The 14,755-nt window shown below is 67.9% G+C and carries 15 protein-coding genes; 9 read left to right on the top strand and 6 right to left on the bottom strand.

Translation table 11 applies throughout. The annotated features are described in order from the left end of the window. Nucleotides 1-123 precede the first annotated feature (123 nt). Nucleotides 124-2,511 (top strand): SpoIIE family protein phosphatase, encoded by a 2,388-nt coding sequence (locus OHA88_RS40975; protein ID WP_328629301.1) that lies wholly within the window; start codon nt 124-126, stop codon nt 2,509-2,511. A gap of 209 nt (nt 2,512-2,720) precedes the next feature. On the opposite strand, the gene OHA88_RS40970 is transcribed toward OHA88_RS40975, so the two are convergent. Further along, nucleotides 2,721-3,479, bottom strand: coding sequence for an IclR family transcriptional regulator (locus OHA88_RS40970; RefSeq protein WP_328629300.1), 759 nt, complete (start codon nt 3,477-3,479; stop codon nt 2,721-2,723). A 352-nt stretch (nt 3,480-3,831) separates the two neighbouring features. On the opposite strand from OHA88_RS40970, the gene OHA88_RS40965 reads away from it, so the two are divergent. Together OHA88_RS40965 and OHA88_RS40960 are read left to right on the top strand one after the other, a co-directional pair. After that, nucleotides 3,832-4,239 (top strand): SH3 domain-containing protein, encoded by a 408-nt coding sequence (locus OHA88_RS40965; protein ID WP_328629299.1) that lies wholly within the window; start codon nt 3,832-3,834, stop codon nt 4,237-4,239. Nucleotides 4,240-4,478: 239 nt separating this feature from the next. Next, nucleotides 4,479-5,810 (top strand): PP2C family protein-serine/threonine phosphatase, encoded by a 1,332-nt coding sequence (locus OHA88_RS40960; protein WP_328629298.1) that lies wholly within the window; start codon nt 4,479-4,481, stop codon nt 5,808-5,810. Between the two features lie 67 nt (nt 5,811-5,877). Here the strand turns inward: OHA88_RS40960 and OHA88_RS40955 are convergent, their stop codons facing one another. Both OHA88_RS40955 and OHA88_RS40950 read right to left on the bottom strand, forming a co-directional pair. Then, entirely contained in the window at nt 5,878-6,741 is an 864-nt protein-coding gene (locus OHA88_RS40955; RefSeq protein ID WP_328629297.1) for an NmrA/HSCARG family protein, read from the bottom strand. Nucleotides 6,742-6,965: 224 nt separating this feature from the next. Beyond that, nucleotides 6,966-7,853, bottom strand: a complete 888-nt coding sequence (locus OHA88_RS40950) for a helix-turn-helix transcriptional regulator (protein ID WP_328629296.1) — start codon at nt 7,851-7,853, stop codon at nt 6,966-6,968. A 350-nt stretch (nt 7,854-8,203) separates the two neighbouring features. Between OHA88_RS40950 and OHA88_RS40945 the strand changes: the two genes are divergently transcribed. The 4 genes from OHA88_RS40945 to OHA88_RS40930 all read left to right on the top strand — a co-directional run bounded on the left by OHA88_RS40945 (nt 8,204) and on the right by OHA88_RS40930 (nt 10,958). Further along, complete coding sequence (locus tag OHA88_RS40945; protein WP_328629295.1) at nt 8,204-9,184, top strand: aldo/keto reductase; 981 nt, start codon at nt 8,204-8,206, stop codon at nt 9,182-9,184. Between the two features lie 354 nt (nt 9,185-9,538). Further along, nucleotides 9,539-9,928 carry a hypothetical protein gene (locus tag OHA88_RS40940; protein ID WP_328629294.1) on the top strand — a complete coding sequence of 130 codons (390 nt, stop codon included), beginning with the start codon at nt 9,539-9,541 and terminating at the stop codon, nt 9,926-9,928. Nucleotides 9,929-10,237: 309 nt separating this feature from the next. Beyond that, nucleotides 10,238-10,399 carry a hydrophobic protein gene (locus OHA88_RS40935; RefSeq protein ID WP_328629293.1) on the top strand — a complete coding sequence of 54 codons (162 nt, stop codon included), beginning with the start codon at nt 10,238-10,240 and terminating at the stop codon, nt 10,397-10,399. Between the two features lie 190 nt (nt 10,400-10,589). Next, on the top strand, nt 10,590-10,958 hold the full coding sequence (locus OHA88_RS40930; protein ID WP_328629292.1) for a PRC-barrel domain containing protein: 369 nt from the start codon (nt 10,590-10,592) through the stop codon (nt 10,956-10,958). 386 nt (nt 10,959-11,344) lie between these two features. Here the strand turns inward: OHA88_RS40930 and OHA88_RS40925 are convergent, their stop codons facing one another. After that, on the bottom strand, nt 11,345-11,944 hold the full coding sequence (locus tag OHA88_RS40925) for a DinB family protein (protein ID WP_328629291.1): 600 nt from the start codon (nt 11,942-11,944) through the stop codon (nt 11,345-11,347). A 402-nt stretch (nt 11,945-12,346) separates the two neighbouring features. Here OHA88_RS40925 and OHA88_RS40920 point away from each other — a divergent pair, with 402 nt between their 5' ends. Further along, entirely contained in the window at nt 12,347-12,856 is a 510-nt protein-coding gene (locus tag OHA88_RS40920) for a DinB family protein (protein WP_267007146.1), read from the top strand. Between the two features lie 392 nt (nt 12,857-13,248). Here the strand turns inward: OHA88_RS40920 and OHA88_RS40915 are convergent, their stop codons facing one another. After that, nucleotides 13,249-13,563 carry a hypothetical protein gene (locus OHA88_RS40915; RefSeq protein ID WP_328629290.1) on the bottom strand — a complete coding sequence of 105 codons (315 nt, stop codon included), beginning with the start codon at nt 13,561-13,563 and terminating at the stop codon, nt 13,249-13,251. 152 nt (nt 13,564-13,715) lie between these two features. Between OHA88_RS40915 and OHA88_RS44765 the strand changes: the two genes are divergently transcribed. Then, nucleotides 13,716-14,018, top strand: a complete 303-nt coding sequence (locus OHA88_RS44765; protein WP_443044336.1) for a hypothetical protein — start codon at nt 13,716-13,718, stop codon at nt 14,016-14,018. 75 nt (nt 14,019-14,093) lie between these two features. Here the strand turns inward: OHA88_RS44765 and OHA88_RS40905 are convergent, their stop codons facing one another. Beyond that, nucleotides 14,094-14,657 carry a hemerythrin domain-containing protein gene (locus OHA88_RS40905; RefSeq protein ID WP_328629289.1) on the bottom strand — a complete coding sequence of 188 codons (564 nt, stop codon included), beginning with the start codon at nt 14,655-14,657 and terminating at the stop codon, nt 14,094-14,096. Nucleotides 14,658-14,755: the final 98 nt, after the last annotated feature.

The following is a 14,755-nucleotide window of genomic DNA, read 5'->3' as shown; positions in this document are numbered from 1 at the left end:
CGCTGGTTCCCCCGAAGTCCGATTCACTGCGTCCAGCACGTGCGATCCCGCTTGACGCGATCTGGCGGCAGGACCGAGAGATCCTTGAATCACCAGTGGACTCGAAGGCGAGATGATCGGCCCATGGACACACCGGCAAGCATGCCAGGTGACTCCCTCACCCCCGCCGCGGCTCTGGCCGTGGCGGCTCCGGATGGAACGCTGACCGGCTGGAGCGCCGGTGCGGAACAGTTGCTCGGCTACTCCGCCGGTGAGGCCGTCGGCCGGCTCGCGACGGCGCTGCTTGCTTCGCCCCTCCCCGCTGCTGTCCGTGAGCGTTTCGATCGGCAGGACGATTGGACGGGACACGTGGCACTCCGCCACCGGGACGGCAGCGCCGTCGAATGCCGGCTGCGGGCGCGCCCGCTGCCCACGGGTGACGGGCGAGCCGGATGGCTGCTGGAGGGCATTCAGGAGCGGGAGGAGAACCGCGACACGGACCCCCTGATCCGCTGGTCGTTCGACCAGTCCCCGTTCGCCCTGGCGATCTACGACACCGAGGGCCGGTTCCTACGGGTCAATGAGCCCATGACCAAGCAGCTCGCCGCCACGGAGCGGGATCTTCGCGGGCTCCGGATCACCGAGCACATGCCCGATCCTGCCTTCCAGGCCCCTGAACGATCCGTCGATCACGTGTTGCGTACCGGGGAGCCCGAACACATCGAGAACTACGTCAAGGTGCCAGGAGAGCCCCAGGCCCACGCCTGGACCATCCACTTCACCCCGCTCAAGGACTCCCTCGGCCTGGTGCACGGTGTGCAGCAGGCAGCTCTCGACTTCTCCGAGCAGTACGCGGCCCGCGAACGTCTTGCGCTGCTCGATGAGGCCAGTAGGCGTATCGGCAGCAGCCTGGACGTGGCTCGCACCGCGCAGGAACTGGCCGACGTGGCCGTGCCCGACCTCGCGGACTTCGTCTCGGTCGATCTGTTCGACGCCGTACTGCACGGTGACGAGCCACCACCCGTTCCGGACGACGGTCCTCTGGTACTGCGGCGCGTGGCCACCCGCCCCGACGTAAAGGCTGTCGTCGCGGTCGGCGAGTTGTCCCCCTACCCGGAGTTTTCGCCGGTTGCTCGCAGTCTGGCCACCGGTCGCGGCACCCTGCACCGGCTCGGCGAGCCCGAGATCACCCGCTGGCTGGCCCACGACCCGGTCCGGACCGCCTGGGTGAGTCGGCATCGCGCGCACTCGCTCATGGTGGTGCCGCTGCGCGGCCGCGGCACCAACCTCGGCGTCGTGCTCTTCGCCCGCCTGGATCCGTCCGCCGGGCCGTACGAGCAGGCAGACCTGCAGATCGCCAGGGAGCTTGCGGCGCGCGCCGCGGTCTGCCTCGACAACGCCCGCCGCTACACGCGCGAACACACAACAACTCTGGCCCTCCAGCACAGCCTTCTGCCGCAGGGCAATACCAAGCAGGCCGCTGTCGACGTGGCCAGCCGCTACCTGCCCGCAGACTCGAAAGTCGGCGTCGGCGGTGACTGGTTCGACGTGATCCCGCTCTCCGGCGCCCGCGTCGCCCTGGTTGTCGGCGATGTGGTCGGTCACGGGATCCACGCCTCCGCCGCCATGGGGCGCCTTCGCACCGCAGTACGCGCCCTCGCCGACGTCGATCTGGCTCCGGACGAACTGCTCGCGCATCTGGACGACCTGGTCGTCCGGCTCGGATCCGGGCCCGATTCCGGAACGGGGACGCCCTTCGCGGAACTCGGAGCCACCTGTCTGTACGCGGTGTACGACCCCATCTCCCGCAAGTGCTCACTCGCCAGCGCCGGCCACCTCTGGCCCGCTCTGGTGACCCCTGACGGGACGGTTGATTTCCTCGAACTGCCCACCGGCCCGCCACTCGGCCTGGGCGGGCTGCCGTTCGAGGCAGTTGAACGCGAACTGCCCGAAGGCAGCCTCCTGACCCTCTACACCGATGGCCTTGTCGAGGCACAGAATCGCGATGTCAATGCCGGCCTGCACGCTCTGCGCACGGCCCTCGCCGACACGGCTCCGTCGTTGGAGGCCACCTGCGACCGCGTACTCGATGCTCTGCTCGGCGAGCAGCCGGCCGATGATGTCGCGCTGCTCATCGCCCGTACCCGTGCCCTGGACAACGGGCACGTCGCCGTCTGGGACCTTCCCACCGATCCCGCCTTCGTGGCCGAGGCCCGCTCCAAGGCGACCGCCCAACTCCACGCCTGGGGGCTGGACGACCTGGCCTACGTCACCGAACTCGTGGTCAGCGAGCTGGTGACCAACGCGATCCGCTATGCCGCCGCTCCCGTTCAGCTGCGGCTGATCAAAGAAAGGACGCTGATCTGCGAGGTCTCCGACGCCAGCAGCACCGCACCCCACCTGCGCCGCGCCCGCATCTTTGACGAGGGCGGACGCGGCCTCATGCTGGTCGCCCAGCTCACCGAGCGCTGGGGAATGCGGCATACCGGCACGGGCAAGACCATCTGGGCCGAGCAGCCCCTTCCTGAGTAGGTGTGCCGGTCAGCGCGGAGGCACCGGGTCGGCGCAGCGACGGGCCGCAGACCAAATGGCTTCCGCTTTCCCGCCGAGGGCACCGGCGGGCCCGGGTGTACCTGAGGCGATCCGGCGGTGGGTGGGCAAGGTACGCACCCACGGCACCGCTCGTGATCACCCGGGCGAGTAGGGGCACGCGATACGTGGGCGCGGCAGCCGGGCCGGGTTCAATCGGGGAGCGAGAGCCTCCTGGTCAGGCACATCGCCGCCGACAGCATCCCCGCCCGGACCCGGGTGGGCCGGTACATCCAGTCCGACCGGAAGGAGATACCGAGCGAACCGACCTGGTCACCGCTGTACACGGGCACCGCGACGCACGTCGTACCGCGGGCGTACTCTTCCCGGTCCATGACGACCGGCTCTGTGAGTGAGGAGTCGAGTTGTTGCATCAGCTCCTCCCTGCGCGTGATGGTGCGGGGCGTGAGTTCGGTCAGGGAGTGCCGGGAGAGGTAGTCGGCGCGCGCTTCCTCATCCAGTTCACGCAGCACGCTCTTGCCCAGCGCAGTGGCGTGTCCGGCGTCCTGGAGGTCCACCCAGAGGTCCACGCGCGGAGCCTGGGCACTGTCGACGATTTCCATGACACGGATTTCGCCCTGCTCGTAAATGGACAGATAGACAGCGACCGAAAGATCGTCCCGCAGGGACATCAGGACAGGGCGGATGCGCTCCGGTAGCCCCTGCCCGTTACGCCCAGCGCCCAGCGCATGGCGTCTGCAGGAGAGAACGAAATCACCGTCGTCCAGTTCTGTCACGTATCCGTCCTGGACGAGTGCGGGCAGCAACCGCTGAACGCCGGCCAATGGCAGGCCCGTCTCCAGGGCCAGCTGCTGCGCGGGGGTACCTCCCTCGTGCGCCCCTACGGCCTCCAACAGGCGCAGGGCGCGCTCGACGGACGCGATGAGCTCGGGGCCGGTCTGGTCACCCATGCCACCCAGCATGGACCCGGTGCCGGAGGGCGGCAAGACGTCTTGCTGCGTGCCCGGCCTGGGGCGCATGGAGTGAGGTACGACAACCGTGTGTGGGATTCCGGTCAGGTCACCGCCCCCGCGGGTCCCCGTACTCGCCCTCCAGGTCGTCCTCGGTGTCCCGTCGGCTTCGGCCGCCCGGCGCCGAAACATGCACGGCTCGGAGCCCGGCCACGATCTTGAACCGGGTGGCCCGGCTGCAATCGCCTTTTCGGGGGGATCAATGCGCTGCCGCAGCACAAGGTGCGGGGCGTATGCCCCAAGGGGTGATCCGATGTGATCCGGAGTCAGGAGATGAGCGAGAGGGATGGTCATGTTGAAGATCTTGGAGAGGCGCGCTCGGCACATCGCAGCGGGCACGGGTGCTGCCGCAGTCGTCGTGCTCGGCACTCCGCTGCTTGCTGCTGCTGCTCCTGCTCAGCTCGCTCCTCCCGTGCAGCCCTTTGCCACGGTGACCAGCCAGAGTGGTTTGAACGAGCGGCAGTACCCCAGCACCGACTCGTCGGTGGTGGACACCCTCGAGTACCAGGATCAAGTGGGTCTGCGATGCAAGGTACGTGCGCAGACCATCGCCGGCAACAACGATTGGTACCTGTTGCGTGACAGGCAGTCATGGATTTCGGCAAGCTACGTAGTGCGGACCGGGACCGTCCCGTACTGCAAGGACCTCCCGGTGAGCCAGCTGACTCACAGTCCACAGGCCGCCGACGCCATGGGCTGAGACGACCTGTCCCTCAGATCGTTCGCACCATGGCGGACCGTGGGCCTGGTGGTACCCCGCCCGAAACCACGGTCCGCCATGGTGTGCCGCCCCTCCGACACCGTGGTCATTCGCCGGTCCCACCGGGCAGCTTCCGAAAGCGCTGCAGGCGGCCATGACCGGCTGACCGGCGCACGGCGGAATGAGCGACGGTCGGCGACGCGTTGGTGGTATAGGGCGAGGAGGACCGGAGCACCGACGTGACAACTGCGACCATCACCACACCACTGGGCCAGATCCTGCGATCCTGGCGCCGGTCGGCGCCGGGTCCTCTGTGGCTGGTGGTGCCCCTGGTGCTGATCGTCGCCATACCGGTGGCCGACCACTTCCTTCCGCCGGACATCCATCTCGCCCACCTGCTCATCGTGGCCCCGGCCGTCACCTCCGTCGTCGCAGGCCCTCGGCTCACCGCGCTGATCGGCGGGCTCGCGGTGGCTTCCCTCGTCATCGCGGGCGCGGAGCGCGGGGTCCTGACCACCGAGAGTGTCCTCGTCGAGTTCGGGTCCCTCGCGGCGCTCTCCGCCCTCTTGGTGATCTTCTCTCTTCTGCGGGACCGACTGTGGCTGGAGCTGCTCCGAGCGCGTTCGGTCTCCGACGCGACACAGCGCGTCGTCCTGCGCCCGCTGCCGGACAGGGCCGGACCGGTGTCCATCGCCTCGGAGTACCGCAGCGCCGAGGCCGACACCCGCATCGGCGGCGATCTGTACGCCGTCGCCCGCGCCTCCGACTCCACCCGGCTGGTCATCGGGGACGTACGGGGCAAGGGCCTCGCCTCGATCAGCGACACCGCGATCATGCTGGGCGCCTTCCGCGCCGCGGCCCACCGCCAGTCCCCACTGCCGGAGCTGGTCGCGTACCTCGAAGGCGCCGTCCGGTGGGGTCTTGCGGAATTCTCGGAGTCTTCGGGGTCCGAGGCGGACGTCGGGGAGCGCTTCGTGACCGCCGTGGTGGTGGACATCCCGGACAACGAGCCGGTGGTCCACGTGATCAGCTGCGGGCATCCACCGCCCCTGCTGCTGCGCGACGCCACCGCGACCGCGCTCAATGTGCCCGCTCCCGCACTGCCCCTCGGTCTCGGCGGGCTGGCCGATGAGTCCTATGTCCAGGCGACCTTCCCGTTCGCCTACGGCGACCGGCTCCTGCTCTACACCGACGGCGTCAGCGAGACCCGCGACGGACAGGGCACGTTCTATCCGCTCGCCGAGCGCGCCGCCGCCTGGACCGATCAGGCACCCGGACCACTGGTGCAGAAGATCACCGCCGACCTCCAGGCATACGCAGAAGGCCCGCTGAACGACGACATGGCGATGATCGTCGTCCAGCGCGATGAAACACCGGATAGTCCGAGCACGCCACCGAGTCAGCAGGTCGCCCACCACGACCGGCATCATCCGGATGCGGCGGCCGACGGCGTGGTGCACAGCGTCGGCGACCGCGGCCCGACGCACGGACCCGGCAGACCACGCCCACACCCTTCACACCCGACGGGCGCCGGCAACAACTGGAGACTGGCCCCCAAGCAGGCCGAATGAGCCCGAACAGCCGGGCAGGATGTACGGAGTGGTCCGGCACCGGACAGCTGCGTCGGACACGGGGCCGTTACAGGGAAGATCGACTTTCGGGTGCCAGGCCGGCGGACCAGTCGGCGAACGTGGTCCAGGCGATGTCCGGATAGGAACGGTGCAGCGCTTCGATGTCCACGCGGTAGCCCTCGCGGTTCAGGAAGTCCCACATCGCCCCCATGTCAGCACTGCTCTCGTGGACCACGGCGAGGGGCACCTGAACCGGCTCGACGTGACGGTGCAGCACACGCTGGAGGACAGCGGCCATCTGCGCGGGAGTGGGCGCGTCGGATGCGGCCTCGATCCGCAGGCCGACGTGGCGCTCGCGGTCGGAGACAACGGCCGCCACCAGCGCCCCGAGGTCGCGGCGGGCCAACTGCTGCAGTGGCCGGTCAGGCGGAAGCGGAAGCTCCAGCCGTCCGGACTGAAGGCCCTGGAGATCGCCGAGCAGGTTGTCGAAGAAGTACGTCGGAGCAACCACCGTCCACGGCGGTCCCTCTCGGATGAGAATCTCCTCGATCCGCTGCTTGCTGTCGAAGTGCGGCACCCCAGTGGACCGGCCGGCCGAGGCGACAGACGCGAGTACGAGATGCGGCACCTCAGCCTGTGCGGCGGCACGCACGATGGCACGTCCCTGCTCCACCTCCGCCTCCGGCCCGTCTTCGAACGGCGTAGTGACCGCGAACACAGCGTCCACTCCGGTGAACGGACTCACCAGGGACGTCGCGTCTCCGAGGTCACCGGGGACGACCACCACGCCACGCTCGAGCAAGGTGTGCGCCCGGGGACCCGCAGGATCGCGGACCACCGCACGCACCGCATGCCCTCCGTCCAGGAGCGCGCGCACCACTGCACCGCCCTGGCCGCCGGTAGCTCCAAGAACTGCCACGTTTACGGACATGCGCCTCGGCCTCCCAGCGTTTCCTTCTCCCCCGGCCTTCATGATTGCCGCCCGTGTCTCGGGACGCCACCGGCCACCTTTCACCCATCGTCGACAGCCGACCGCAGCCTCCCCGCAACAGCCCGAGCAGGCACGCCGGCAGTCCACCACCTGTCGCACAGGAGGCTGCCCAGGTGACGGAGGCCGGGCGCCTGTGTCGAGCCGTCGTGGGTAACGGCGCGGGGTCAGCCGGCTGTGTGGGGTGCCTGATCGGGAGCGGGTCGGCCGGTGGGGGACGTGCCGGTCCAGCTGGCCAGGATGTTGAGGGCTTCAGCAGTGGGTGAGGCAGGTTCTGGGGTGTAGATGACGAGAGTCTGCTCGGGGTCGTCCTCGACGGCCAGGACGACGTAGTCGAGGGCGAGGTCGCCGACCAGCGGGTGATGGAGGCGTTTGGTACCGGTGGTGTGGGCCTGAACGTCGTGGTCGGCCCAGATGCGGCGGAACGTGTCGCTGTGCAGGGACAGTTCGCCGATCAGCTCGGTGAGCTGTGGGTCGTCGGGATGGCGGCCGGCGTACAGGCGAAGGGTGGCTACACAGTCGGCGGCCACCCGTTCCCAGTCGGTGTACAGCGTGCGGGCGGCTTCGTCGAGAAAGACGAAGCGCGCGGCGTTGCGGTCACGGTGGGGCCGGGCCTGGAAGTCGGCGATCAAGGCGTAGCCGAGTCGGTTGGCCGCCAGGATGTCCATGCGCCGTCCCTGGACGATGGCGGGGACACCGAGGGCGTCCAGGGTGCGGTAGAGGGCGGGACGGACCCTCTGCGGGGCGAGCGAACGCTTGCGGCGGGTTCGGCCGATGGTGGGCCGGGCGAGGTCGAAGAGGTGGGCGCGTTCGGTGTCGTCCAGCTGCAGAGCTCTGGCGATGGCCTCCCAGACGGCTTCCGAGACACCCTGGACGCGGCCCCGTTCCAGGCGGATGTAGTAGTCGACGCTGACTCCGGCCAGTTGGGCGACTTCCTCGCGGCGCAGTCCCGGAACGCGGCGGGCGCCCCGGTGAGGGGTGAGGCCGACCTGCTCGGGGGTGATCCGGGCCCTGCGGGTACGCAGGAACTCGCGGATATCACTGCTGCGGTCCATGCATCCACCGTACGGCGGACCCCGCGCGTCTCAGCCCGCGAAGGAGGTACTGGCAGACCCCCGGTGGAGCGGTACCCCGTACGGGGGTCCGCGCGGGACTGTCGGGTGGTTGCCTGGATAGCGCGCCCCCTGAGCTGCACCGATCACGGCACTCGCAGGGTCAACCCCTCTCAACTGGCGTGACGCCCACGGGCCACGTCGCACGTCCGGAGGAAAGGACACCGCCCTCATGACTTCGAAACTGGCCGGAACCGTCGCGCTCGTCACCGGCGCGAGCAGCGGTATCGGCGCCGCCACTGCCCGCCGGCTCACCGACCAGGCCTGACGGCCGCCACGACAAGGAGTATCTGATGAAGCACGTTTCCCTGGGCGGGCTTGATGTCTCGCGCATCGGCCTGGGCGCCATGACCATGGCCGGCACCTACACGACGGGCGGGGGACTCGATGACGCCGAGTCGATCCGCACCATCCACCGGGCGCTGGACCTCGGAGTCACGCACATCGACACCGCCGAGATCTACGGCCCCTTCCACAGCGAAGAGATTGTCGGCAGCGCCATCAAGGGCCGACGAGACGATGTTGTCGTGGCGACGAAGTTCGGTCTCGTGTCCCACTCCGGTGGCGGTCCCGGCGTTGTGGACAGCAGTGCCGGCAACGTGAAGGCCGCGGTCGAAGGCTCGCTCAAGCGGCTTGGCACCGACCACATCGACCTCTATTACCAGCACCGCGTCGACCCGAACATTCCCATCGAGGAGACCGTCGGCGCTCTGGCCGAACTGATCGCCGAGGGCAAGGTGCGTCACATCGGGCTGTCCGAGGCCGGCCCCGCCACGATCCGCCGTGCGCACGCCGTGCATCCGGTGGCCGCACTGCAGACCGAATACTCCCTGTGGACCCGCGACGTCGAGGCCGAGATTCTCCCGCTGCTGCGCGAGCTCGGTATCGGCTTCGTTCCCTACTCGCCACTGGGCCACGGCCTTCTGACCGGGCAGATCCGCTCGGTCGACGACTTCGCCGATGACGACTGGCGCAAGACCAACCCGCGTTTCACCGGCGAGAACTTTCAGCGCAACCTGCGCATCGTCGATGAAGTGCAGGCCATCGGCGCCGAGGTCGGAGCAACGCCGGCGCAGACCGCGCTGGCGTGGCTGTTGACCCGCGGCGACGACATCGCCCCCATCCCCGGAACCCGCCGGGTCTCGCGCGTCGAGGAGAACACTGCCGCCGACAGCATCGAACTCAGCGCCGCTCAGCTCGACCGTTTGAACAACCTCACCCCGGCCTCGGGCGAGCGCCACGACGAGGCGAACATGGCCGGCATCGACCGCTGACCACCATCGCCGCCTGCTTTCGCCTGCAATGCCCTGAGCAGCGAGGCCGCGTCACCGAGGAAGCCGTCCACGGCATCGTCCACACGACCCACAGCCCGCGGCGGCCTCTCCACGACGCAACCACCTGACACCGAACCGGGTGCCTTCGGCGCCTGAAAGGAATCCCCCCCTGAGCAAGGTCAACTTCGTCACCGGCGCCGGACGCGGTCTGGGCACGGGGATGTGAACTCGCACAATTGCTGAGGCAGCATCAGGCACGAGCCCCGTCAGATGTGCGAGCGTCACCTCCGAACCGGGGGTCGATGAACGCCCCCGCACGAGGGCCCGTTCGGGACCGGGCCCAGAATCTTGGTCATGTGGAGAAGAAGGAACAGGCCCGAGCCCACGCCGGCCGAGCGGTTCATCGAGCCGCTGCGGAAGAACATGCCAGGAGCGGGGGACTTCAGTTTCGAGGCCATCAGGAAGCTGGGGAACCCGGTGCCGATGCTCGTACAGAACGACGGCGACAAGCTGCTGGAGCTGTGGCTGGAGCCGTTCGGGCAGGACTACTGGCTCATGCCCGGCGACCGGGTCACGGTCACGTCGTACGGCCACTGGGACGACCACCCTTTCGAGGCGATCCACGAACCGGACTGCATCACGGTGTGGGCCACCTCCTTCTTCGCCACAGTCTCCGACAGCAACGGTGCCGAGGTCCCTGCCGCCCACCAACGCCCGAGCGGGAAGTACGAAGGCGACGACTGAGCGCTTGCGGTGCGTGGGGAGTCGGGCAAGCCGACGGCGGGGGTTCCGGACCGTCCTTCAATGTGCGCCGCCCCTGTGGGCGCCTTCCTCGTTCCGGCGACGCACACCGCGACGGCCTTCCCGTAGGTGAGCATCCCCCTCGCCTCTTGTGGTGTCCATGGCCCAGAAACCCCCCGTTCAAGCCGCATATTCAATTTCAGAAGAGAGCAGGTCAGATCGCACTTACGTGTTCGAATGCAGGCTGGTTTTTTCATTCGTGCGCATGGTCGGCAAATACCGGGGCAGGCGGTGGTACGGAGGTTGATAACCATGGTTCCCCTGCTTCTCGTTCTTCTACTGGCGCTGATTCTCTTCGGCGCGGGTTTCGCGCTGAAAATTTTGTGGTGGGTCGCGATCGTCGTGCTGGTCCTGTGGCTGATCGGCTTCGTCGCCCGCCCGAAGGGCGGCACCGGCCGCTGGTATCGCTGGTAGCCGACAGCTTCGGCGCATTCCAAGCAGTATCGGAGACGGTCCCGATTAAATTTTCGATCGGGGGCGTGAATCTCCGGATGCGGGGCACCCGGAGCGGCGCGGCCGATGAAGCCGCTGTGCACGACGTACGGAAAAAGGAGGCCGGCGGGGATCCCTGCCGCCCTCCGTTTACCGGAGGAGTTGTTTTCGCGTGACTGAGAATGTGTGGAATTACAAGTCGACTGCGGGCCGTGTGACGGGCCCGGATCTCACCGGCTACAAGGTCGAGGCCACGGACGGCAGCATCGGGAAGGTAGACAAGCACTCCGATGAGGTCGATGACGCTTACCTGGTGGTGGACACCGGCGTGTGGATCTTCGGCCGGGAAGTCCTGCTCCCGGCGAGCACGGTCGTCAGTATCGACCCGGACGAGCAGAAGATCTTCGTCGACCGCACCAAGCAGCAGATCAAGGACGCCCCGGAATTCAATCGGGAGAAGCACCTCGGCGACCCGGGCTACCACAATCAGCTGGGCACCTACTACGGCGCCGGCACACCCTTCGGCGGCCCGTTCATCTGACAGTGCGTCTGTTCTGTGCTGCACGGCCCCCGGGACTCTACAAGGAGTTCCGAGGGCCGTCGCATGCCCCGGCAACCACGGCCGGCAGGGTTGTCGGCACCGCAGTGCACGCACGCACCACCAGTGTTGCCAGGGCGACCGCTGGGCCGCAGGGGCTTCCCGCCCGCGCCGCGAAAGCTCACGTCGCAGTGGCGATCGGTCGCGCCGACAGGCGGAACAGCCGGCCACTGACCGTGAAGAGCGACGCGGCCCATCGGCACCCCGTTCACGGGTATCCGCTCGAGCGCCATCGGCACGCCGGTCGTCTGAGCATCGAGGACGGCCGTGGCCTGGCCCGCCGCATGGCCGACCGCACAGCCGGTGGGGTCGGCGGCAGCAGGGCGGGATCAGCCGTTGCCGGCTTCGCGCGCCACGCGCTCCAGTCGGCTTCGGTGGTTCTCCCACCATGCCTCGTCGCCTGGCGGCACGTTGTCGCTGTCCTTCAACAGCCCGACGGTCCCGTCGATGAGCTCGCGCACGATGTCGGCGTGGCCGGCGTGCCGGTGGGTATCGGCGATCACACGCACCAGGACGTGGTGCAGTGTTACCTCCCGTCGTGCCTCCGGCCACCACGGGACGTGACCGATCGCGTCCAGCGTCAGCGTCGCGATCGTGCTGTTCGAGTGCTCCCACGCCTGGTGATACAGCCTGATGATCTCTTCGCGCGACTCGTCTGCAGTTGCCCACATGTCCGCGTTGGGTTCGGCGTCCTCCGTGTACCACCAGGGCGGCGGCTCGTCGTCGAAGAACGGCCGCCCGAACGTGTCGCCGAGGTACCCCACCTCCACGCCGGCGACATGCTTGACCAGTCCCAACAGGTTGGTTCCGGTGGGTGTCAGGGGGCGGCGGATGTCGTACTCCGAAAGCCCGTCGAGCTTCCACAACAGGGCGTCACGAGCGTCTTGCAGGTAACGGAGAAGATCCGCTTTCGGGTTCGGTTCGATCATGCCGGGAAGTCTTCCATCCGGCACTGACAACCAGGCTCTGAAGGGCAACGCAGAATGGTGCTGCAGGAACTTTGCCTCGCCACACCGCGGTCTACACCTTCGACGGCCCCAGCCCACTGCCGCCGTGACCACACGTGCCCGGCCTCATGCACCACGCTCAGCAGCCTGATCCGGCGTCGCGCGAGCCCGAGCTTCTCGATCACCCGTGCAGAGGGCGTGCGCTCCTGCCCACTCGATGCGTTCGCCGACTGATCGGGCACCAGCGATAGCCCCCGGGGCGGGTCCCGTGCCGTTCACGGCCCGTGGTGACGGTCGGGTGCGCCGGACGGCCCTCCCCCGGGACCGGCCGAAGGGAGTGGATACTGGGCTCCGAGATACGGCCACGGACGAGGGGTACGACCAGTGACCAGCGACAATCGCATAGGACCGCCCAGTTTTGGCAGCGAACGCGACATGCTGCGGGCCTTCCTCGACTACCACCGCGCGACCCTCGCCATGAAGTGCGAAGGGCTTGCCGACGAGGAACTGCGGCAGCGCTCGATGCCGCCGTCGACACTTTCGCTGCTCGGTCTGGTACGGCACATGGCGGAGGTGGAACGCGCTTGGTTCCGTCGAGTGTTCGAGGACAACGACGCGCCCATGGTCTGGTCCGACAAGACCGACTTCCAGGCGGCGTACGACGCAAGCGCGTCAACCAGGGGCGAGGCGTTCGATGCCTGGGAGGCCGAAGTGGAGAAGTCGCGCTCCATCGAGCGGGAGGCTGACTCTCTCGACCTGGCCGGGTACCAGCCACGATGGGACGAGGAAGTATCGCTGCGGATGGTGATGGTGCACGTCCTCCTCGAGTACGGCCGCCACAACGGACACGCGGACCTTCTGCGTGAAGGGCTCGACGGGACTGTGGGAGCCTGAATATCCGCGTGGCCCGCTCCCCAGGTCTTCCCGTGATGCGAGGGCGGGCCTCCTGCAGCCAGGTCTTGGCCCGCTGGAAGTTGACGGCGCCCCAGCGCGGAACGAGGCGTCCACGCCGTCCCGCGCCCCGCCCAACTGACCGTAGACCTGGCCTGGCTGTCGGAGCCCGCGGTAGCCGGTCACTCAGACGATCGCCGACCCTCGAGCCTGGGAGCTGCACGAAAGCATCGAGCCACGAAAGCTCGACCGGCCGAAGCGCCCCTCGGTCACCGGGGCAACCCTGCCGCTGTCGCCCGAGACGACCACCCGCTTCGAACTGGTTATCGAGCTACCGGTCTGATACCGGATCGACGTGCGGATACGCGAGAGCGCGAGTCGGCTTCGAGAACGGTTCAATCTGATTCGCGCGCGAGTTCGAGTGCAAGGGCCTGAAGAATTTCTTCCGTCGATGTCACAGGTACTGTCTCGTCATAGGCGTCCGCAACGGCCTGGAACGCGATCACGAATCCGGTGATCAGTGCGCTGAGCGGCTGGGAGAGCTGGCCCAGAACAGATAGCCCGACCTCACGCGGACCCGCGGCGGCAGGCACGATGAAATGCTCGGGAACCACTTCGCCGAGCAGGTCCGAGACATAGTCGGTTCCGACCCCGCTGCGCAGTGCGGTGAGCGCCGCGATGGCCTTGAGTTTGATCTCGTTCTCGGTCATGTGACGAGGGTAGGAGCAAACCTCAGCACTTGGGCGGTACGGACATCCCCGCAGTGTTGGGTGGTCAATCACCCTTGGCTGCGGCCAGGTCAGGGCGCAGCCGCTGCCGGACCAGGTGTCGCAGCAGCCCTACGGCAGGGCTTACCACGACGGTGACCGCGTTCGGTCAGGACGCGCTGCGCTTCCTCGCGGACGCCTTCCTGGCCATGCTCTTCTTCGCAGTTGCTGTCTTCTTCGCCGGAACAGTCTTCTTCGCAGCCGGTTTCCTGCTGGGCCGCATCTCGTGCACAGTGGCGTCCCCGGCGTGCTCACAACGGCTCTTCCCGGCCGCCTCCACCGAGGCGTTCAGGGCGGCCATCAGGTCCACGACCAGTGTGGGCCGGGAAGCGGACCGGAGCGCCGGGGAAGGGACCGACCCTCGCGAGGTCGGGGCGCAACCGGGCCACCGCCCGTAATCCGATCCTTACGCGAGCCGGCCGTGATCGCATACGCAGACGTTCAGGACTCACTTGCGGACACTGGCTGACGGTTCAACCTGTAGGCGTGCGGCTGCTGAGCAGGTCGCGTACGCGGTCCACCAGTCCGACGCCGGGCGCGAGCAGTTTGTTGGCGGGCGGGGTGTTCGGGAGGGAGGGGTGCGGTCGGGTGGGGGCCATCTCCTTGGCCCGGCGCACCAGCCGCCCCAGCTCGTCCAGCTTGTCGGACGAAAACGACTCCGCGAGTCTCGGGAACAGCTCGTGCTCCTCCTCACGCACGTGGGAGGCGACCTCGAACTTGAGCTTCGCAACGATGTCGTTGAACTGCGGATCGTCGGCGGGCAGATCTTCGAGGTCCTTGAGCATCTGCTCGACCTTGGCGTGATCGGCTAGTTCCTTGTCCGCCAGTGCCCCACCGTGCGGTACGTGCTTGCGTACCGTCGGATACAGGTACATCTCCTCGGCGACGGAGTGCCGTACAAGTTCTGCGGTCAGCCGGTCCGCCAGCTCACGTCGCCGCGGATGGTCGACCGGCTGCGCTTCGATCTGCGCGAACAACTCCTCCAGCTCACGATGATCGGCCGTGAACTCCGCGATCACATTGCCGCCGTGTCCCATGACAGTCCCTTCATCGGGTTCGTCGCCCTCTGCGAACGGAACCGCAGACACCCAGACAACAGGCCAAGGAGGCAAAACCCGCGCTCTGCGCGCGAAGA

Origin of the sequence: Streptomyces sp. NBC_00353 (assembly GCF_036108815.1) — a bacterium.
Lineage (GTDB): Bacteria > Actinomycetota > Actinomycetes > Streptomycetales > Streptomycetaceae > Streptomyces.
The sequence above is the reverse complement of the archived record's forward strand: the minus strand, read 5'-3'. Positions and strand labels throughout refer to the sequence as shown.